Below are 17,950 nucleotides of genomic sequence, written 5' to 3' on the forward strand. Positions count from 1 at the left end.
GCCGCCGGCTTCGTCCTCGGCTTCGGCAATCGCCGGCTCGGTGCGCGCCACCGGCATCGCCACCTGCTCGATCGGCTCGAATCTGGCGCCGGCGGCCGGGCGCATGGCGCGGCCGGAGAACAATTCCTTCAGAAGCGTGCCGATCGCCATCAACAGCAGCGACGCGGCCGCTGCGGCTCCGGTGATCGGACCGATCTTCGGGAAATAGGGTTCAGTCGGCACCTGCACCTTCGAAAGCAGGCGAGCGTCCACCGGCAAATAGTTGCGGTCCGCGCGCGAAGCCGCCTCGCGGTAGCTCGCCATATAGGATTCGAGCTGCTGGCGCTGGGCATTGGCGTCGCGCTGCAGCGCATCGAGCTCCACCTGCTGCTCGCCGGCGCGGGCCGACGCCGCCTTCAGCGTGTTGACCTCCGCAACAAGTTGGTCCTCGCGAGCCTTGGCCGTCTGCGCCTGGGTCGCCAATCCCTTCAGGATCTTCTGCCCCTCGTTGCGAATCTGACCCTCGAGGTCGGCAAGCTGCGACTTCAGCGCCCGGATGCGCGGATGATTGTCCAGCAGGGTCGTCGACAGGTCGGCAATGTTGGTCCTCAGCTCAATCTGCCGCTCGAGCAGGCGCTGGATCAATTCCGAGGACAGAACTTCCGGGACACTGTCGAGCGCGCCGCCATCCTGCAGCGCCTTGCGCACGCTATCGGCGGTCGCCTCGGCAGCGGCGCGATTGGCGCGCACCCGCGAAAGCTCGCTCGAAAGTTCGGAGAGCTGCTGAGTCGCGAGCACCGCATTGTTGCCGCCCATCAAGAGGTCGGATTGCGCGCGGTAGGCGGCAACCTTGGCTTCGGCCTCCTTCACCCGATTCTGCAGGTCGGTGATTTCCGGACCGAGAAAACCTGTGGCGGCAGTGTTCGATTCCTTCTTCGCGTTGCCTTTGGAGGCAAGATAGGCCTGTGCGATGGCGTCCGCGACCTGCGCGGCAAGCTTTGGATCCTTCGAGGAGAACTCGACCGCGATAACGCGAGATTTTTCAACGCCGTAGACGTTGAGCTTATCGTGCATAGCCTTGAGCACGCGCTCTTCCGGCGGAATGTCGAAGGGATCGCTCTTCAAGCCGACAAGAACGAGGGCGCGACTGAGCGCCGACATCTTCAACGCCTCGTCGAATTCGGGCAATTTCTCCAGATTGAGGTCCGCCGCGACCTTCTTGAGGATGTCGGGGGACGATATGATCTGGACCTCGGTGGCCACCGCTTCCTCGTCGGTCGCCGGCTTGTCGTCGTTGGTTGTGCCGGCCGGCCGCGTGAAGACCGATTCGCGCGGCCCGATCTCCAGCTTGGCCACCGCTTTATATTGCGGCGTCGCCAGCCAGGCGAAGGCAAAGGCCAGTCCGGTGACGACAAGCGTGACGAGAACAATGCGCAGCCAGTTCCTCGCCAGGCTGGCGAAGAGCTGTCTCAGATCGACATCGACATCTGCGGCCGCGGACTGAACGGACATGCATCCTGCTCCGGAACTTTGAGTCGAGGATGGACCGTAAACAACTATGGTAACTCAGCCGTTAAGATCAGAGTGCGTCCTTATTAGAAGACACTCAAAGAACATCGAGCGAAAGCAATAGAACGATTGGGTTTTTTGCCGGCCGTCACCCCTTCCGAACGCAGTCCTTTACCGGCCATTAACCCTAACAGGATGATAACGGACGCACTTCCTGGGGTTGGCCGCAACACTGGCGGCGAAAGCGACGAAGGTTCGTGTCCGATCATGAAAAGCACTGCTCATCTCTTTCGCGCCATGCTTGCCCTGTCGCTGCTTACCGGCTGTTCCAGCTACCGCCCGACGCCCGCCGCCTTTCATGAAGTGCTCGACCAGCCTTACAGGCTCGGCGCCGGCGACCGCATCCGCGTCACGGTGTTCGAGCAGGACGGGCTGACCAACACCTACAGCATCGACCAATCCGGCTACGTCTCCTTCCCGCTTGTCGGCGCCGTGCCGGCGCGCGGCCACACCGCCCAGCAGCTGGAAAAGGAAATCGCCGACAAACTGCGCCAGGGGTATCTGCGCGACCCCGACGTCTCGGTCGAGATCGATCGCTACCGGCCGATCTTCGTCATGGGCGAAGTCGGCGCCGCGGGGCAGTATTCCTATGTGCCGGGTCTGACCGTGCAGAAGGCGATCGCGATCGCCGGCGGCTTCACGCCGCGCGCCAACCAGGAAAGCGTCGACATCACCCGCGATATCAACGGCAAGGTCATGACCGGCAGGGTGCAGACATCCGACCCGCTCCTGCCCGGCGACACCGTCTACGTCCGCGAACGCCTGTTCTGAAAACCAACGTGGCGGCTCACCTCCGCATCGTCCACTGCTTCCGCTCACCTGTCGGGGGAATCTTCCGGCATGTGCGCGACCTGACCGAGGCGCAGGTCGCCGCCGGCCATTCCGTAGGCATCGTCTGCGATTCGACGACGGGGGGCGACTATGAGGAACGGCTGTTCGACGCGATGAAGGAGAGCCTGGCGCTCGGCATACATCGCACGCCGATGCAGCGTCATGTCGGGCCGGGCGACATCGCCGCGGCCTGGCGCACATATGGAATCATCAAGGAATTGCGGCCGGACGTGCTGCACGGGCACGGCGCCAAGGGTGGTGCCTATGCCCGTCTGTTCGGCTCACTGTTGCGGGTTTCAAGGTATCGCGTGGCCCGCCTTTATTCGCCGCATGGCGGCTCGCTGCACTATGACGAAACGACGGCCACCGGAAAGCTGTTCTTCGCGCTGGAGCGTCTTATGGCTCGCTTCACAGACTGCCTGCTGTTCGTTTCCGACTATGAGCGGAAAACCTATCGTCGGAAGGTCGGCGAGCCGCCCATCCCCAACAGGCTGGTCTATAACGGCCTGCGCGCCGTCGAGTTCGAGCCGGTGGTGACGGCCGCCGATGCCGCCGATCTCTTATACATCGGCATGATGCGCGACCTCAAAGGTCCGGACATCTTTATCGATGCGCTGGCGCAGGCAGGCAGCGAGCTCGGCCGCCCGTTGAGCGCGGTGATGGTCGGCAACGGCGACGACCTGCCGCACTACCACGCTCAGGTGGAGCGACTCGGACTGAAGGGCCATGTCCGTTTCCTGCCGCCGATGCCGGCCAGAGAAGCCTTCGCGCTGTCCGCGCTGATCGTCGTCCCGTCCCGCGCGGAAGCGATGCCTTACATCGTGCTCGAGGCGCTGGCTGCCGGCAGGCCGATGATTGCCACGGCAGTCGGCGGCATTCCCGAGATATTCGGCGAGACCTCCCCTGCCCTGATCCGGCCGGATGCCGGCCAACTTGCCGACAGGCTCAGAACGGCTCTCGACGATCCCGGCGCATACCGGAAACTGATGCCGCAAGGTGCCGAGTTGAAGGCGCGATTCGGCGCCGACGTGATGGCGGCCGAGATCGAGAAGGCTTATTTCGCGGCGCTGCGCGGTTAGGGTTCGACTTGGACGCCGCAAATCATCGCTCGAAATCCGCAAGAACGTCCGCCTCGAACAAGCTCAACGACCGGCCTCTCGCCCTTAGAGCAGCGTAGAGTTTCGGTTCGAGCCGCGCCGACAAAATGGCCTCGACCCGCTCCCGCTGGGCAGCCTCGGTAGGCTGCCGGCCGTCGGGCCAATCATCAAAGCAATGATCGACAAAGCCGAGCATGAGCGCGGCGTCGCTGAACCTTCCATCTCGAGCCGCGAGTTCAGTAGCGTTTTGGATGATGCACCAGTGCCAGGAAGCGTGATCGCGCGGGAGATACTTCCACGCCTCGTTGATGGCGTCCCTGGCCGCCTCGCTGTTGCCGAGCGCCATAGAATAGCAGGCAAGATTGCTAAGCTGAGCGCCAAGCTCAAGCGAGCTGCCGCGTTCACGCAGGGTTGGCAGGATGCCTTCGGCGAGCGCCAGCGCGCCTTGATGGTCCTGTTTTCGGTGAATAATTTCAGCCAGATACATTGTCGACCGGAACAGGCCACGCTCGTTTCCGGACGATCGGTGCATTGCCAATCCTGCCTGGCATTTGGCCATTCCGGCAACGTCTTCTCCACTCGTCAATAGCCACAAACCAATCGAAACAAGTGACCAGGCCTTCAGCTTTGATGGCGCAAGCTTGCTCGACAGCGCCTCGAGCCGCACGAAAACCGGCGCAGCCTCCGAACGACGGCCGGCGAAGTTGAGCGTGGTGCCAAGGAGAACGAGAGCTTGGGCAAGCAACTCATCGTCGGCGTCGGCGTCGAATAGCTCCACGGCCTGGTCCAACGCTTCGATCGCACGCAGGTCCCGGGAATTGATCCTTGCCAGCTCTCCAGCCGCAAGGAGAAGCCGGCCGCGAAAGTGTGGACTGACGTCATCAGCGAAGGCGACCGCAGCTTCGGCAAATCGGAGGCCCTCGCCGCCAAGTTGAGCCTCGATCCAATAGCGATAACTGGCAGCAGCCAGACCGACAAACAGGACCCAATCGGCTGTTGATCTCGCCCACTCAAGGGCCGAGCGCAGATTGTCCGTATCCGGTCGATAGGCTGCCACCCAGGCTTCGTCCGGGATGAGTTCCCATCGAGCGAGGCTTTCCTCGAAGCGACTCCGGACATGGTTCGCCAAGCGCGAGCGTGCATCCTGCTCTTCGTTGTGCCTGGCCAATTCCTGCAAGGCGAAGTGCCGGGTCGTCTCCAGCAATCTGTAGCGGGCGCGATCTCCGCTGTCGCGCGTGATCAGCGATCGCCTGACCAGCTCAGACAAGTGGTCATCGGCATGCTCGCCGACCACGGCGCGGACACCGTCCAACGCAAAGCTGCCCTGAAACACAGCAAGTGCCCGCAGAGCCCTCCGCTCGCCCTCGGCGAGCAACCCATAGCTCCACTCAAGCGATGCCGCCAGCGACCGATGCCGGCCCGGTGTGTCGCCCCAACCTGTCGAAAGCTCCCCCATGCGTTCGGCCAGCTGGCGTTCTACCTCGGCGAGGCCGAGAGTGACCGATCTTGCCGCCACCATCTTGAGAGCAAGAGCGACGCCATCGAGGCGCACACAAAGCTGCCGCACGAGAGGCAATTCGTCGGCTGCGAGGGTCTCGCCCCGCGTTTCATAGCAGTGGATAAGGAACATCTCGGCAGCCGAACGGCCGCTTTCGGACGTTGCTTCGACGGCGAACGGCGCGAGCTTGAAAATATGCTCTCCGCTCAGTCCGAGAGGCACCTGCGAGGTCGTGATGATCCTCAGCATCGTGGCATCGGATAGCAAGGAGCGGACAACGTTGGTAACGGCATGCGCGACGTGCTCGCAATTGTCCAGAACAAGCAGCCCGGCCAGTGGCCGCAGCATGTCGAGGATAGAGAGCAGCGGTGTGGTGTCGGTTCTGACGGCAATGCCGAGCACCTGCATGATCGCGCTCTCGACAAAGCTGCCATCGGGCACCGATGCCAGGTCCCACAACCCAGACACCGTCTTGAAAATCGTCGGCGAGTTCCTCGGCGGCTTTCAGGGCCAGCGTCGTCTTGCCCACGCCGCCGGGGCCAAGGGTCGTAACCAACTGGTATTGGCTGACGAGCTCCATGAGCCCTCTCATCTCAGCGTCCCGGGCAATGCATTCCGGCCGGTACAGAGACAGATTTCCGCGGGAGCGAGCAGCTGGCGCCATGCGCTCCTGGATACGCGTGGGGATCGGGCCCACGTAGCGGTAGCCGCGGCCATGGACAGTTGCGACAAAGTCTGGACCGAGGGCCTTGCGCAGGGCCGATATGTGAACGTGGAGGGTATTCTCTTCCACGATCGCGCCGGGCCACACGATATCGAACAACTCGCGCTTCTCGACCAGCATATTGGGCCGCTCGAGGAACACGAAGAGCATGTCGATGCTGCGCGCGCTGAGTTCAATCGCTCCGCGCGGCCCGCTTAGCGAACGCTCCCGCTCGTTCAGCACGAAATCGCCGAAGGACAGCGCCATCGCCAATCCTGAATTTGACCTTAAGGAAACGCTACAGAAGATTTCAGGATCGCATCAAGGACTTTCCATCCGCGCAGCCGCATCGTCCCACCGTTCACAATGGAGAAAGACGATGCAAACCCTCCAAACTGCCCTCCAGCTTGTGGCGCGCCTTGTCGCCGCGGCCATGCGGGTCGCCAGAAGCGCGCTCGCGAACGCAGCGGCAAAATATCGGGATCGCCGCATCCTTGAGAGACTAAGCGCCACCGAACTGGAAGACATCGGCCTCTGCCGTAGCGCGGATGGCGCGATCGACTTCCGACCTCGGTGCCCTGATGAAGCTGAGCCCAATGTCGCCGGCACCGCGACACCTTACGGCAACCGCGTCTTAGCGACCGGGGTAGAGCAGGCCTAATTCGCAGCGCTAGAACTTTAGCCAACACTAATTTGGTCCAGACGAAAGGACCGTCAGTCGTCGCTGACAATAATACAGCTTCAAAACCACTGGTTGTTTCAAGGCTTTCTTAGCTCTCTTTTGCTATTCACTCGCGCGTAGCTCGCGGACAATCCCATGAACGAGATCGATCCCGCGCATCGTTTTTCAATGGATGCGGTGCGCAAATTCGACGGCCCGGCGGAGGGCCAGGTGCCAAGCGGCATCAATGACGTAGCACGCCAGGTCGCTTCGCAGTACCGGCGCGATACGATGTCGCCGATCATGGTCAGCGGCGTGCTGCGCATGGTCGAGTTCGCGGTGCTGTTCCTGTCGGGGCTCGGCCTCTATTTCTACTTTGTCGGCTTCTTCAGCTATCTCGCCTGGCAATATCCGCTGACGATCACGGCCGCGCCGTTCCTGGCGGTGGTGCTGCTCGACGTCAGCGACTGCTATCAGATCTCGGCGCTGATGCGCCCGGTCGCCAGCTTCGGCCGCGTGCTGCTGGTCTGGGCCGGCACCTTCGCGCTGATGGCATTGACCGCCTTCGCCATGAAGGCGTCGCAGGATTATTCACGCCTTCTGTTCGGCACCTGGTTCGTGGTCGGCTTCGTGCTGATCTTCGGCCTGAGACTCGTGATGTCCAGGCTGATCACTCGCTGGGCGCGCGACGGGCGCATGGAGCGCCGCGCCGTCATCGTCGGCGGCGGCAAGTCGGCCGAAATGCTGATCCGTTCGGTCGAGAAGCAGCCCTACAACGACATCCGCATCTGCGGCATCTTCGATGACCGCGGGGACAAGCGCTCGCCGCCCATCGTCGCCGGCTATCCGAAGCTCGGCACCATTTCCGAGCTGATCGAGTTCGCCCGCATCGCGCGCATCGACATGCTGATCGTGTCGCTGCCGCTGACCGCCGAATCGCGCGTGCTGCAGCTTCTGAAGAAGCTCTGGGTGCTGCCGGTCGACATCCGCCTCTCGGCGCATTCGAATGCGCTGCAGTTCCGCCCGCGCGCCTATTCCTATATCGGCTCGGTGCCGATGCTCGACATCTTCGACAAGCCGATCAACGACTGGGATTCGGTCGCCAAGCGCAGCTTCGACATCATCTTCTCGCTTGTCGGCATCATCCTCTTCTCGCCGGTGATGGTGGCCACCGCGATCGCCATCAAGCTCGACAGCAAGGGTCCGGTGCTGTTCAAGCAGAAGCGGCACGGCTTCAACAACGAGATCATCGAGGTCTACAAGTTCCGCTCGATGTACACCGACAGATCGGACCCGACCGCCAAGCAGACGGTGACCAAGAACGACCCGCGTGTCACCCGCGTCGGCCGCTTCATCCGCAAGACCTCGATCGACGAGCTGCCGCAGTTCTTCAACTCGCTGCTCGGCTCGCTGTCGCTGGTCGGGCCGCGCCCGCATGCGATCGCCGCCCAGTCGCACAATCTGCTCTACAACGAGGTGGTCGACGGCTATTTCGCGCGTCACAAGGTGAAGCCGGGTGTCACCGGCTGGGCGCAGATCAACGGCTGGCGCGGCGAGATGGACACCAATGAAAAGATCCGCATGCGCACCGAATACGATCTCTACTACATCGAGAACTGGTCGATGCTGTTCGACCTGCGCATCCTGTTCCTGACGCCGGCTCGCCTGCTCAACACGGAAAACGCCTATTGAGCGCCGTCGCGCATGACCTGCCGGCGGCCGCGGTCAACGGGTTGCCGCCTTCGGCTGTCAACGCCAAGCTGATCGCGCTGATCTCGTCGGCCGCGATCGTCGTCGGCATCCTGCTTTCCGGCTTCGTCATCAGCGAGCCCGCGCCCTACGAGATCTACATGGCCGGGCTGATCGCCGTCTGGGCGCTGTTCGGCCTGAAAGTATCGCGGGCCATATTGCCGTTGCTCGTGCTCCTGGTGGCGATGAACATCGGCGGCATGATCGCGATGACGCAGATGGTGGAGCTCGCCAACACGCCGCTCTATCTCGCGGTCTCGCTGTTCCTCGCCTTCAGCTCGGTCTTCTTCGCCTCGGTGACGTCAACGCAGCCCAGCCTCTACCGGCTGATCTTCATCGCCTATGTGGTGTCGGCGGTCGCGACGTCGCTGCTCGGCATCGCCGGCTATTTCCATGCCTTCCCGGGCGGCGCGGAGATGTTCACCAAATACGACCGCGCCGCCGGCGCCTTCCAGGATCCGAACGTGTTCGGGCCGTTCCTGGTGCTGCCAGGCACCTATCTGCTCTACCTGCTGCTCACCGGTTCGGTGTCGCGCATGCCGCTGCTTGCGGTGCCGCTGCTGATCATCGCCGCCGGCATCTTCTTCTCCTTCTCGCGCGGCGCCTGGGGTATGTTCGCGGTGTCGGCGGTGCTGCTCACCGCTTGCCTGTTCCTGCAGAGCGCCAGCGGCATGTTCCGGCTGAGGATCGTGGTGATGACGATTGCCGCGGTCGCGCTGTTGGCGATCGCCATCCTCGTCATCCTGCAACTGCCCGGCGTGTCGGACATGTTCACGCAGCGCGCCCATCTCGAGCAGAGCTACGACACCGCTCGACTCGGCCGCTTCGCCCGCTACGCGATCGGCTTCCAGCTGGCGCTGGAGCACCCGTTCGGCATCGGACCGCTGGTGTTCGGCACGATCTATGGCGAGGACACGCACGACATCTGGCTGAAGGCGCTGATGGACTATGGCTGGCTGGGCTTCGTCTCGTTCCTTGCACTGACCTTGTGGACGATTTGCGCCGGCTTCCGAATCCTTTTGCGCGACCGGCCCTGGCAGCCCTACCTGCTTTGCGCCTACGTCGCCTATCTCGGCAATATCGGGCTTGGCACCTTCATCGACATCGACCACTGGCGCCATCTCTATCTGCTGCTTGGGCTGATCTGGGGGGCGATCGCGCTGGAGTACCGGCACCAGAAGCAATTGCGGCTGGCGCGGACCATTCCTGCTGCGGCACTATCATCGGCGAAATAGCCGCTGAATTCGGTTGACCCGCATGGGGTTATCACGATACATCGCCACCCGGTCCGGAGTGTAGCGCAGCCCGGTAGCGCACTTGACTGGGGGTCAAGGGGTCGTCGGTTCGAATCCGGCCACTCCGACCATTTTGAACCTGAGACTTGACCCCAAAGTCGTTCTTCACCAATCCTCTACTGACACACATCGACCCATTCGGCGTCGACCAGATCGGCCATCCTTTGAGGCGCGATCCGCACGGCGGCATTGGTGGCGCCGGCGGCGGGGACGACCTCGTCGAAGGCCCGTAGCGTCACGTCGCAATAGACTGGCAGCGGCGCGGGCAGGCCGAACGGGCAGACACCGCCCGGCGGGTGGCTGGTCGCCGCCAGCACCTGTTCGCCGTCGAGCATGCGCGGCTTGCCGCCGAGCGTGTCCTTGCACTTGCGGTTGTCGAGCCTGGCGGTGCCGCTGGTCACGACCAGCATGGTCTCATCGCCGACGCGCAGGCAGATGGTCTTGGCGATCTGCGCCGGCAGCACGCCATGCGCCTCCGCCGCCAGCGCCACGGTCGCCGAGCTAGCTGCCGTGACCAGGACCTCGATGTCGGGCGCATGTTCGGCAAAGAAGGCACGGACCGATTCCAAGCTCATGAGCGATCTCTCGTCAGACATGTCGGCGGCGCCACCGAATCGCGACGCCGGTCGGGATTGGCACATGGCGTCTCGGCTGTTGGCAAGAGCCAGGCAACTGTGCGCCGAGGGCCGAGGGCGCAAAAAACCCGCCAGGCGAGGCCGTGGCGGGCTTTTTCGTTTGGACGCTTGGGCGCCCTTATTGTTGTGTGGGCCAGTTCTCCGAGGCCGGCACCATTATCAATTCCTCTTCCGGCACCTGCAGCGCGGAAGCTATACGCCTGAGCTTGGCGGGATCGGCGTCCTTGCCGTCCTCGATGTCGACGATCTCACCAACGGCCAAGCCGCAGGTTAAGGAAAGCTCCTCGATCGTATATCCCCTCGTTTCGCGCGCGGCTTTCAGCGGATTGAGGCCGGACGCGGCAATGATGTCGTTGGAAACAGCGTTTCGTGCGGTGTTGGGCATGGCAACTCCTTGGGATGAAACAAGACCGATGAAATGTGGCGTTGCCTGAGACGGGCGGGAGAATGGCCGTTAACAGGTGATTTGCCAAGAGGGACCGTTGCGGCCGTCACGCCATCGTGAACCGGTCCTGTCGACCGGAGGCCGAGGCCGCAAGCCACCGACATGTAAGGTGGCGCGGCGGCCAATCAAGTTCTTTTGAAGCGGTGAAAGCCGGACCCGCCAGCATTTTGCCTGCTCCAAATCGTTAGGGTTCTGTCAGTGGTCGACGGCGGGCGGCATCAAAACCCTTTGGAAGGATCGGATGCCATGAAACTAAAACTCTTCGCGATTGTGCTCGGCACGATTTCAAGTCTTGCGAGCGCCGCGCTGGCGGACAATGTGCGGGTGCGCGGCACGGTGGTCGACCTCGCCGGAACGTCGCTGACGGTGAAAGGCCGCGACGGCAAGACCAACGCGGTCACCCTTTCTCCCGATTTGATGATCTCCGGCGTTGCCAAGGCATCAGCCGCCGATATCAAACAGGGCGATTTCCTCGGCATCGCATCGGTTTCCAAGGCCGATGGCGGCAGCGGCGCGCTGGAAGTCGTGATCTTCCCGGCGGCGCTGAAGGGAACGGGAGAAGGCGATCGCGCCTGGGACCTGCAACCCAACAGCCGGATGACGAATGGCACTGTTGCCGATGTGACCGAGGTCAGCGGCCGGACGGTGACGCTCACCTACAGCAACGGCCAGAAGAAAGAGATCGCCATTCCGCAATTGACGCCGATCGTGAAATTCGCGACGGCCAAGCCGGCGGATCTCAAGCCGGGTATGGCGGTGTTTGTGAGCGCCGAACGCGGCAGCGACGGCAAGCTCGTTTCTCGCCGGGTGGTGGTCGGCAATCACGGCGTCGCTCCGCCGATGTGAGGCGCGAGGCCGGCGCACGGGCTCCAAAGACCATGATGATGAAGCGCCTTTGCGCGTCCGAAAGGCGCGCGGCGCGATCGTGATTCAGCCAGAAACGATCCAGAAACAAAAATCTACAGTCCGGAAAAATTGTCGAAAAAATCCAGGAGGATAGTGCCGATCGCGAGGCTTGGGGTCACCGATTTGGTCCGGTGAATTCCGGAACGCCCGCGTAAAAAGGAAACGAAGTCATGAAGAAGTCCCTCCTCTCCGCGCTCGGGCTGGCTCTGGCCCTGGCGTTCACGATGCCGATCCTAGGCACGACCAGCGTCGACGCGGCTCCGATGAAGAAGCATCACCATCATTACCGCAAGCGTCATCACCGGCACCACCATCACTACCATCATCACCACCACAAGAAGGTGGTTGCGAAGAAGGCCTGATTCCTTCCCACCTGCCGATGGGAAGACAGGCCTTCATTGTATTGATCGCACATGTCTTCCCATCGGCATTTTTCGCTTCGCGGGGGCAAGGCTTTCCTTCGAGCGCCCGCTGCCTCCGATGGAACGCGCAGCAGCGTTCGATCCTTTTCCTGCGGCCCCGACCTTTTGCCCGCACCGGGTCACCTCGCCACTCCAACGAGCGCCAAGCGCCGCTTGCCAGATGCGCGGCACGTGCGGCAACCCGATCCGAAGCCTGACATCTTTCAACGCCCACATCCGCCAGGCGAAAAAATCGCACGGGATGTGAACCTTTCCATTGGACGCCGCACCAAGCGGCCATGGGCGCCGCGAAGGCGCTCCTCAACCGGACCGGGACGCCAGAACTGCGATCCCGACAACCAATGAAGGAAATGCTCAAATGACCAACTTCAAGCGTATCTCGCTCGCCGCTGTCCTCGTCGTCTCGGCTTTCGGCTCGGTTTCGGCGCCGGCCTTTGCCGGCATCCTGCCCAGCAATGACGGCGCGGTCTGCAAGGGTCATGGCCCGTGCACGGTGCTGATGCTCAACTGTAAGTGCACATATGTCGATGCCACCGATTCTTCGGGCACCGTCTATGGCAAATGCCGCCCGGCGACGGCTCAGGTCGATCCGAAGAGCAAGATCAAGCTTGCGAACTGACCATTTGAGGCGATGGAAATGGCGGCCGCAGCTGGCGGGCGCCATTTCTGTCTCGCCATCTGTCGAAAGTCAGCGCCGGCTGATGAGAAGGCCGGCAAGCAGCCCGAGCACAACCAGCCCCACGGCGGCCGCGGTGGCCGGATGGTCGCGCGCGGTGCGCTCGAGCGCCCTGCCCCTGCGCGTGATAGCCGGCAATGCCTCGTGGAGGCGGTCGGCAAGCTGCGAATAATAGTCGGACCCCGCCTCGCGGCCATCTTCGTAATAGGCGTCGCCGCGTCTGGCCAAGGCTTTCCTGAGATCGTCGAGTTGCCGCGAGAGCGCCGCAAACTGCCTGTCCAGATCATGATCGGTCGCGAACAAAGCCATGCCAAGCATCCTTCTCTGCAGAGAAGGCCTAACGCATGGACGCAACGGCAGTTCCGGCCGTCAGAGACGCTGGCCATTCAAGCCGCGGGCGGCAACCGAAGCTCAACGCACCTGGTCGAGCAGGCGCTTGCACTCCAAGAGGTCGAAGAGCGCCTCCTGCAGCAAAGCGCGGTTGTCGCGCGACAATTTCGAGGAGTCCGGCTGCACGGGACCTTCGTCGTCGCCCTTGCCGAGGCCGAAGAAACGGCGGCTGGGCTTCACCTTGGGCTGACCGACCAGCGCATCCTCGTCGCCGCGCGGCTGGGCAGCCGCGGTCAGCGGCACCTGCTCGGCCTGACGGCGTTGCGCGATCGCCTCGACGGCGGCCATGTCGCCATTGCCGATGGCAACCAGGAAATGATTGCCGTTCTCGCGCAGGAGCTTCTGCACGCCTTTGATCGTATAACCCTGATCATAGAGCATGTGCCGGATGCCCTTGATCAGTTCGACATCCTGCGGCCGGTAGTAACGGCGGCCGCCACCACGCTTCATCGGCTTGATCTGGTTGAAACGCGTCTCCCAGAACCGAAGTACGTGCTGCGGCAGGTCGAGATCTTCCGCGACTTCGCTGATGGTGCGGAAAGCATCGGGGCTCTTGTCCATGGGCGAATCCTCACGCTGGACCGCGATCTCGTATTGATCCGAATCGCAGCTTATTTCAGCGGTTTATGAAACGATATTCAAGCCCGGCGTCAAAGCGGGCCACGGTTTTCAACCGGCATTCGCGGATTACTTGCCGCCCTTGGCCTTGCTGTTCTGGTGCGAACGCAGGATGCGGTTCTTCAGCACGTTCGACGATTTGAAGGTCATCACGCGGCGCGGCAGGATCGGCACTTCCTCGCCGGTCTTGGGATTGCGGCCGATGCGCTCATTCTTGGAGCGGACATGGAAGGTCGCAAAGGAAGACAGCTTCACCGTCTCGCCACGAACGATGGCTTCGCAAATCTCATCCAGGACGGCCTCGACGAGCTCGGCCGATTCAGTTCGCGACAAACCAACCTTGCGGTAAACGGCTTCGGCTAGGTCGGCACGCGTAAGTGTCTTTCCCCCCATGCGACCGTCCCATCAGCTCAAAAAACGTAAATCGATACAGGCAACGGCAGAGCGTAAGTAATTGATCCGTCAAGGTCAAGGACCGAACCCGCGCGTTCGGCACTTACCAGCGGAGCAATACCGCGCCCCAGGTGAAACCTCCGCCCATCGCCTCGAGCAGGACGAGGTCGCCCTTCTTGATGCGGCCGTCGGCGACGGCCACCGACAAGGCGAGCGGCACGGAGGCAGCCGAGGTGTTACCGTGCAAATCGACAGTGACCACTACTTTCTCTTCGGCTATCCCGAGCTTCTTGGCGGAAGCGTCAATAATCCGTTTATTGGCCTGATGCGGCACGAACCAATCGAGATCGTCGGCGGTGATGCCGGCCTGGGCGAAGGTCGCCTCGATGACATCGGTGATCATGCCGACGGCGTGCTTGAACACCTCGCGGCCTTCCATCCTGAGATGGCCGACCGTCCCCGTGGTCGACGGGCCGCCGTCGACGAAGAGCTTGTCCTTGTGGACACCGTCCGAGCGCAGGCTGGCGGCCAGCACACCGCGATCGGCGATACCGCCCATCCCCTCTTGCGCTTCCAGAACGACCGCGCCGGCGCCGTCGCCGAAGAGCACGCAGGTCGAGCGGTCGCTCCAGTCGAGGATGCGCGAGAAGGTTTCGGAGCCGATCACCAGCACCCGTTTTGCCAGCCCGCCGCGGATATAGAGATCGGCAGTGGCGACCGCATAGACGAAGCCGGAGCATACGGCCTGCATGTCGAAGGCGAAGCCGTGATGCATGCCGAGCCGGTTCTGGATCTCCACCGCGGTCGCGGGAAAAGTGTTGTTGGGCGTCGACGTCGCCAGCACGATCAGGTCGATGTCGGCAGGCGTCAAGCCAGCGCTGTCGAGCGCGGCGCGCGCCGCGGCTTCGCCCAGCGAGGCCGTCGTCTCGTCATCAGCAGCGACGTGGCGCTGGCGAATGCCGGTGCGCTGGACGATCCACTCGTCGGAGGTCTCGACCATGCCTTCGAAGTCGGCATTCTTCATGATGCGGCGGGGCAGCGCGGCACCGTTGCCGCGCACGACTGATCTGATCAAGGTTCGTTCCTATTCCTCGGCGTCGACGGCGACGCCGGATTTCCTGTTTGCCTGGGCACTCGGATTGCGCGCATGGAACAGATCGAGATCGGCCTCGATCCGGTCAAGCAGATTGTTGCGCACCATGTCGTAGCCGAGTTCGATCGCCGCCGCGAAGCCGTCCGAATCGGCGCCGCCGTGGCTCTTCACGACGATGCCGTTCAGGCCCAGGAAGACGCCGCCATTGGAGCGGCCGACATCCATCTTCTCGCGCAGCCGGTCGAAGGCGCCCTTGGCGAAGACATAACCGATCTTGGCCATCAGCGTGCGGCTCATGGCGGCACGCAGGTAGCCGGCGATCTGCCTTGCCGTACCCTCGGCGGTCTTGAGCGCGATGTTGCCGGCAAAGCCTTCGGTCACGACCACGTCGACCGTACCCTTGCCGATGTCGTCGCCCTCGACGAAGCCGCGATAGTTCATCGAAGCCATGTTCGCCTCGCGCAGCATGCGCCCGGCCTCCTTGACCTCCTCCTGGCCCTTGATCTCCTCGACGCCGACATTGAGCAAGCCGACGCTCGGCCGCTCGATGCCGAACACCGAGCGCGCCATGCCGGTGCCAAGGATCGCGAAGTCGACGAGCTGATGCGCATCCGCGCCGATGGTGGCGCCGACATCGAGCACCACGCTCTCGCCGCGCGTCGTCGGCCAAAGTGCTGCGATCGCCGGGCGGTCGATGGTGGCCATGGTGCGCAGGCAGAATTTCGACATCGCCATCAGCGCGCCGGTGTTGCCGGCCGAGATGCAGGCCTGCGCGGCGCCGTTCTTCACCGCCTCGACCGACTTCCACATCGAGGATTTCCAGCGGCCGTGGCGCAGCGCCTGGCTGGGCTTGTCGTCCATCCTGACCGCGATCTCGCAATGGATCAACTCGCTGACCTCGGCGAGCTTGGGAAACTTGGCCAGTTCGGGACGCACGGCGTCCTCGCGGCCATAGATGACGAAGCGGATATCAGGGCGGCGGATGGCGACCGTCATCAGCGCCGGGATGACGACGCCTGGTCCGTGATCGCCGCCCATGGCATCGATGGAAATCCTGATCACGCGGTGTTTTTCTCACGGTTTGCCTGGCCAGCGGCGTGCGCCTGCCGAGGTAAGGGGGCTCGCGAAGGTTCGGCGAAAATAGCGGTTTTGAGCAGCCGCACAACCAACTTTTCCAAAATCCAGGCCGCCTTCAGGATTTTCCGAGCAGCGAACGCAGTTTTTTCTGGAATTCGCTTTCTTCGGGCTCATCGTCGCCCGCTGCATCGAGCGAGGCGCCGGGCTTGCGCGGATAAGGATCGATTGCCAGGCCAAAAAACTGCTCGGCGAGCGAGCCGACATCGATGGTGTCGCCGGAAAATGTTTCCGGGCTGTCCGGCCCGTCGGCGTCGAGGACGATCTCGCCGCCGCCCTCGAAGCCCTCGCGTCCGAGCTTGGACTGCTCCGGCAGGAACAGCGCCTCGACCGGCTCGTCGATATGGGCTGCGACCGGATCGAGAGTGACAATGCAGGCCTGGGTGATGTCGGCCTCGACGCGGCCGCTGACCTTGACGCCATTGCGTTTCCAGGACGCCACCAAGAGCTCGGCGCGATAGCTCTCGACGGAAAGCAAGTCGTATTCGGCGGCAAGTGCAGCGCGCTGCCGCTCATCCGCCTCGATCATAACCGGCAGGCCCTTTTGCGGCAGGCGGGCGACATTGGCGACGAAGGATACGGGGCTTCGCTGTTCGGCGTGTTTCATTCTCGCCTCCTTCACGCGGCTCCGGCGACCGGGAACACCACGGTGCCGGCCACGATCGATTCGGTCGGCTGCGCGGCAAGCTGCCCGGACGCAGCGGAAACATAACTCGCCAGCAGCGACGCCTCGGGCCACTCGCCGGCATCGGGCCTCACGTTACGGGCGAGCGCCGCGGCAAGGGCTGCGCGGTCGTCGTCCCGCAAGGCGTCGTCGTAGGCCGCGGTGCGGCCATAGAACATCTTTGCCAGCTTCTTCATGCGCTTCGGCACGCCGACATCGCTGATGCCGAGTTCCCTCAGCGAATGGTCGACATCGAGGAAGAACTCGTCGATCAGCACCTGCGCGACCTCGGCCGCGGCTCCGCCCTCCCCGCGCAGCCGGTGCTGGACCAGGTACATATGCAGCGACAGCATCTCGAAGCGGCCAAGCGGCGTATCCGGCACATTCCAATCGGAATAAAACAATGTCTGCCGCGCCGCCGCCACGATTTGTGCGTAGAGCGCCTCGGTGATGGCGCGGTTGGCGTGACGTTCGCGGCCAAAAAGGCGCTGGAACATTGAGGGCGGTCTCCCGGGGACCTGTTGTTTGATTTGGCCTTGTTGCATCGGCATGCAAGCTGGTTTACCGGTTTTGCGGCCCAGCGCAAGTTGCGGGGATGTGATGGAGAATTGTTGTTGGGTGCGCTGAAATTCAAGTCGTTCTTTGCGCCTGCCCCGGTGGGCCTGGCGTCGCTGCTGATGGCGGTATCAGCGCTTTCTGCCTGCAATTCGTCCAAGATGTTCGGTGATCTCCATCCGAGCGAGACGCTGACGAAAGGCTACGTCATCGACCAGGCAGCGATCGACTCGGTGCCGGTCGGATCGAGTCGCGAGCAGGTGCTTCTGGCGCTGGGCACGCCGTCGACGACGGCGACCTTCGACAACGAGGCCTTCTATTACATATCGCAGACGCGCAAGCGCTACGTCGCCTTCGACAACCCGCACATTGTCGACCAGCATGTGCTGGCGGTCTATTTCGGCGCCGACGGTCGCGTCACCCAGATCGCCAATTACGGTCTGAAGGACGGCAAGATCTTCGACTTCATCTCGAGGACGACGCCGACCGGCGGCAAGGACCAGAATTTCCTCAGCCAGATCATCAACGGCGCCAGCAAGCTGGCGCCCGGCATCCCGGGCGGCGGCGGCGGCGGGACGCCCTAAGCCCAGCTTTCAGGAATTAAGACAGCCAGGACCCGCCGAATCGCACCGGCGGG

Annotated in this window: 20 protein-coding genes, 1 tRNA gene and 1 pseudogene; 10 read left to right on the plus strand and 12 right to left on the minus strand. The window is 62.9% G+C overall.

Annotated elements, in window-relative coordinates; genetic code table 11:
- Positions 1-1,491 (minus strand): GumC family protein (locus DH10_RS30590; RefSeq protein WP_192385680.1); only part of this gene is annotated, 1,491 nt, incomplete at its 3' end.
- 264 nt (positions 1,492-1,755) lie between these two features.
- On the opposite strand from DH10_RS30590, the gene DH10_RS30595 reads away from it, so the two are divergent.
- Entirely contained in the window at positions 1,756-2,319 is a 564-nt protein-coding gene (locus tag DH10_RS30595) for a polysaccharide biosynthesis/export family protein (RefSeq protein ID WP_192248378.1), read from the plus strand.
- 8 nt (positions 2,320-2,327) lie between these two features.
- Entirely contained in the window at positions 2,328-3,458 is a 1,131-nt protein-coding gene (locus DH10_RS30600) for a glycosyltransferase (protein ID WP_192385681.1), read from the plus strand.
- Between the two features lie 22 nt (positions 3,459-3,480).
- On the opposite strand, the gene DH10_RS37365 is transcribed toward DH10_RS30600, so the two are convergent.
- Positions 3,481-5,382 carry an ATP-binding protein gene (locus DH10_RS37365; protein ID WP_246811669.1) on the minus strand — a complete coding sequence of 634 codons (1,902 nt, stop codon included), beginning with the start codon at positions 5,380-5,382 and terminating at the stop codon, positions 3,481-3,483.
- 352 nt (positions 5,383-5,734) lie between these two features.
- A pseudogene (locus DH10_RS38025) lies at positions 5,735-5,944 on the minus strand (winged helix-turn-helix domain-containing protein); the annotation flags it as partial.
- Here DH10_RS38025 and DH10_RS37375 point away from each other — a divergent pair.
- From DH10_RS37375 to DH10_RS30625, 4 genes are all read left to right on the plus strand, one after another.
- Positions 5,847-6,338 (plus strand): YjiS-like domain-containing protein, encoded by a 492-nt coding sequence (locus DH10_RS37375; RefSeq protein WP_192248387.1) that lies wholly within the window; start codon positions 5,847-5,849, stop codon positions 6,336-6,338. The pseudogene DH10_RS38025 and the gene DH10_RS37375 sit on opposite strands and share 98 nt — an antisense overlap.
- Positions 6,339-6,494: 156 nt before the next feature.
- A complete protein-coding gene (locus DH10_RS30615; RefSeq protein WP_192248390.1) occupies positions 6,495-8,030 on the plus strand; it encodes an undecaprenyl-phosphate glucose phosphotransferase in 1,536 nt (511 codons plus the stop codon).
- On the plus strand, positions 8,027-9,322 hold the full coding sequence (locus tag DH10_RS30620) for an O-antigen ligase family protein (RefSeq protein ID WP_192248393.1): 1,296 nt from the start codon (positions 8,027-8,029) through the stop codon (positions 9,320-9,322). The genes DH10_RS30615 and DH10_RS30620 overlap by 4 nt, the downstream gene beginning before the upstream one ends.
- Before the next feature lie 54 nt (positions 9,323-9,376).
- Positions 9,377-9,453 (plus strand) — tRNA-Pro (locus tag DH10_RS30625).
- A 45-nt stretch (positions 9,454-9,498) separates the two neighbouring features.
- On the opposite strand, the gene DH10_RS30630 is transcribed toward DH10_RS30625, so the two are convergent.
- Together DH10_RS30630 and DH10_RS30635 are read right to left on the minus strand one after the other, a co-directional pair.
- A complete protein-coding gene (locus DH10_RS30630) occupies positions 9,499-9,957 on the minus strand; it encodes a YbaK/EbsC family protein (protein ID WP_192248397.1) in 459 nt (152 codons plus the stop codon).
- Between the two features lie 178 nt (positions 9,958-10,135).
- Complete coding sequence (locus tag DH10_RS30635; RefSeq protein WP_192248400.1) at positions 10,136-10,402, minus strand: helix-turn-helix domain-containing protein; 267 nt, start codon at positions 10,400-10,402, stop codon at positions 10,136-10,138.
- A 306-nt stretch (positions 10,403-10,708) separates the two neighbouring features.
- On the opposite strand from DH10_RS30635, the gene DH10_RS30640 reads away from it, so the two are divergent.
- The 3 genes from DH10_RS30640 to DH10_RS30650 all read left to right on the plus strand — a co-directional run bounded on the left by DH10_RS30640 (position 10,709) and on the right by DH10_RS30650 (position 12,409).
- The gene (locus tag DH10_RS30640; protein WP_192248429.1) at positions 10,709-11,308 is read left to right on the plus strand and encodes a hypothetical protein; all 600 of its coding nucleotides are present in this window, start codon (positions 10,709-10,711) and stop codon (positions 11,306-11,308) included.
- 230 nt (positions 11,309-11,538) lie between these two features.
- Positions 11,539-11,730, plus strand: coding sequence for a hypothetical protein (locus DH10_RS30645; RefSeq protein WP_192248432.1), 192 nt, complete (start codon positions 11,539-11,541; stop codon positions 11,728-11,730).
- A 418-nt stretch (positions 11,731-12,148) separates the two neighbouring features.
- Positions 12,149-12,409, plus strand: a complete 261-nt coding sequence (locus tag DH10_RS30650; protein ID WP_192248403.1) for a hypothetical protein — start codon at positions 12,149-12,151, stop codon at positions 12,407-12,409.
- Positions 12,410-12,478: 69 nt separating this feature from the next.
- On the opposite strand, the gene DH10_RS30655 is transcribed toward DH10_RS30650, so the two are convergent.
- The 7 genes from DH10_RS30655 to DH10_RS30685 all read right to left on the minus strand — a co-directional run bounded on the left by DH10_RS30655 (position 12,479) and on the right by DH10_RS30685 (position 17,255).
- Complete coding sequence (locus tag DH10_RS30655) at positions 12,479-12,775, minus strand: DUF883 family protein (protein ID WP_192248407.1); 297 nt, start codon at positions 12,773-12,775, stop codon at positions 12,479-12,481.
- 102 nt (positions 12,776-12,877) lie between these two features.
- On the minus strand, positions 12,878-13,417 hold the full coding sequence (locus DH10_RS30660) for a MerR family transcriptional regulator (RefSeq protein ID WP_067000781.1): 540 nt from the start codon (positions 13,415-13,417) through the stop codon (positions 12,878-12,880).
- Between the two features lie 126 nt (positions 13,418-13,543).
- Positions 13,544-13,867: an integration host factor subunit alpha gene (locus DH10_RS30665; protein WP_010915609.1), complete on the minus strand. Its 324-nt coding sequence runs from the start codon at positions 13,865-13,867 to the stop codon at positions 13,544-13,546.
- 103 nt (positions 13,868-13,970) lie between these two features.
- Positions 13,971-14,942, minus strand: coding sequence for a beta-ketoacyl-ACP synthase III (locus DH10_RS30670; protein WP_192248410.1), 972 nt, complete (start codon positions 14,940-14,942; stop codon positions 13,971-13,973).
- Positions 14,943-14,951: 9 nt separating this feature from the next.
- Positions 14,952-16,022 (minus strand): phosphate acyltransferase PlsX, encoded by a 1,071-nt coding sequence (gene plsX / locus DH10_RS30675; protein ID WP_192385684.1) that lies wholly within the window; start codon positions 16,020-16,022, stop codon positions 14,952-14,954.
- A gap of 130 nt (positions 16,023-16,152) precedes the next feature.
- On the minus strand, positions 16,153-16,701 hold the full coding sequence (locus tag DH10_RS30680) for a YceD family protein (protein ID WP_192248416.1): 549 nt from the start codon (positions 16,699-16,701) through the stop codon (positions 16,153-16,155).
- A gap of 11 nt (positions 16,702-16,712) precedes the next feature.
- Positions 16,713-17,255, minus strand: a complete 543-nt coding sequence (locus tag DH10_RS30685) for a ubiquinol-cytochrome C chaperone family protein (protein ID WP_192248419.1) — start codon at positions 17,253-17,255, stop codon at positions 16,713-16,715.
- Positions 17,256-17,372: 117 nt separating this feature from the next.
- Between DH10_RS30685 and DH10_RS30690 the strand changes: the two genes are divergently transcribed.
- On the plus strand, positions 17,373-17,897 hold the full coding sequence (locus DH10_RS30690; RefSeq protein ID WP_192248422.1) for an outer membrane protein assembly factor BamE: 525 nt from the start codon (positions 17,373-17,375) through the stop codon (positions 17,895-17,897).
- Positions 17,898-17,950 lie beyond the last annotated feature (53 nt).

The sequence above is a fragment of the Mesorhizobium silamurunense genome (assembly GCF_014843825.1).
Classification (GTDB): Bacteria; Pseudomonadota; Alphaproteobacteria; order Rhizobiales; family Rhizobiaceae; genus Mesorhizobium; species Mesorhizobium silamurunense.

Bases quoted from the DNA above. Each gene is read 5' to 3' on its own strand.
- DH10_RS30645 (WP_192248432.1), top strand. From the start codon at position 11,539: ATGAAGAAGTCCCTCCTCTCCGCGCTCGGGCTGGCTCTGGCCCTGGCG.
- DH10_RS30635 (WP_192248400.1), bottom strand. From the start codon at position 10,402: ATGCCCAACACCGCACGAAACGCTGTTTCCAACGACATCATTGCCGCG.
- DH10_RS30640 (WP_192248429.1), top strand. From the start codon at position 10,709: ATGAAACTAAAACTCTTCGCGATTGTGCTCGGCACGATTTCAAGTCTT.
- DH10_RS30660 (WP_067000781.1), bottom strand. From the start codon at position 13,417: ATGGACAAGAGCCCCGATGCTTTCCGCACCATCAGCGAAGTCGCGGAA.
- DH10_RS37365 (WP_246811669.1), bottom strand. From the start codon at position 5,382: ATGCAGGTGCTCGGCATTGCCGTCAGAACCGACACCACACCGCTGCTC.
- DH10_RS30685 (WP_192248419.1), bottom strand. From the start codon at position 17,255: ATGTTCCAGCGCCTTTTTGGCCGCGAACGTCACGCCAACCGCGCCATC.
- DH10_RS30680 (WP_192248416.1), bottom strand. From the start codon at position 16,701: ATGAAACACGCCGAACAGCGAAGCCCCGTATCCTTCGTCGCCAATGTC.
- DH10_RS30595 (WP_192248378.1), top strand. From the start codon at position 1,756: ATGAAAAGCACTGCTCATCTCTTTCGCGCCATGCTTGCCCTGTCGCTG.
- DH10_RS30655 (WP_192248407.1), bottom strand. From the start codon at position 12,775: ATGGCTTTGTTCGCGACCGATCATGATCTGGACAGGCAGTTTGCGGCG.
- DH10_RS30650 (WP_192248403.1), top strand. From the start codon at position 12,149: ATGACCAACTTCAAGCGTATCTCGCTCGCCGCTGTCCTCGTCGTCTCG.
- DH10_RS30615 (WP_192248390.1), top strand. From the start codon at position 6,495: ATGAACGAGATCGATCCCGCGCATCGTTTTTCAATGGATGCGGTGCGC.
- DH10_RS30630 (WP_192248397.1), bottom strand. From the start codon at position 9,957: ATGAGCTTGGAATCGGTCCGTGCCTTCTTTGCCGAACATGCGCCCGAC.
- DH10_RS30665 (WP_010915609.1), bottom strand. From the start codon at position 13,867: ATGGGGGGAAAGACACTTACGCGTGCCGACCTAGCCGAAGCCGTTTAC.
- DH10_RS37375 (WP_192248387.1), top strand. From the start codon at position 5,847: ATGTCGATGCTGCGCGCGCTGAGTTCAATCGCTCCGCGCGGCCCGCTT.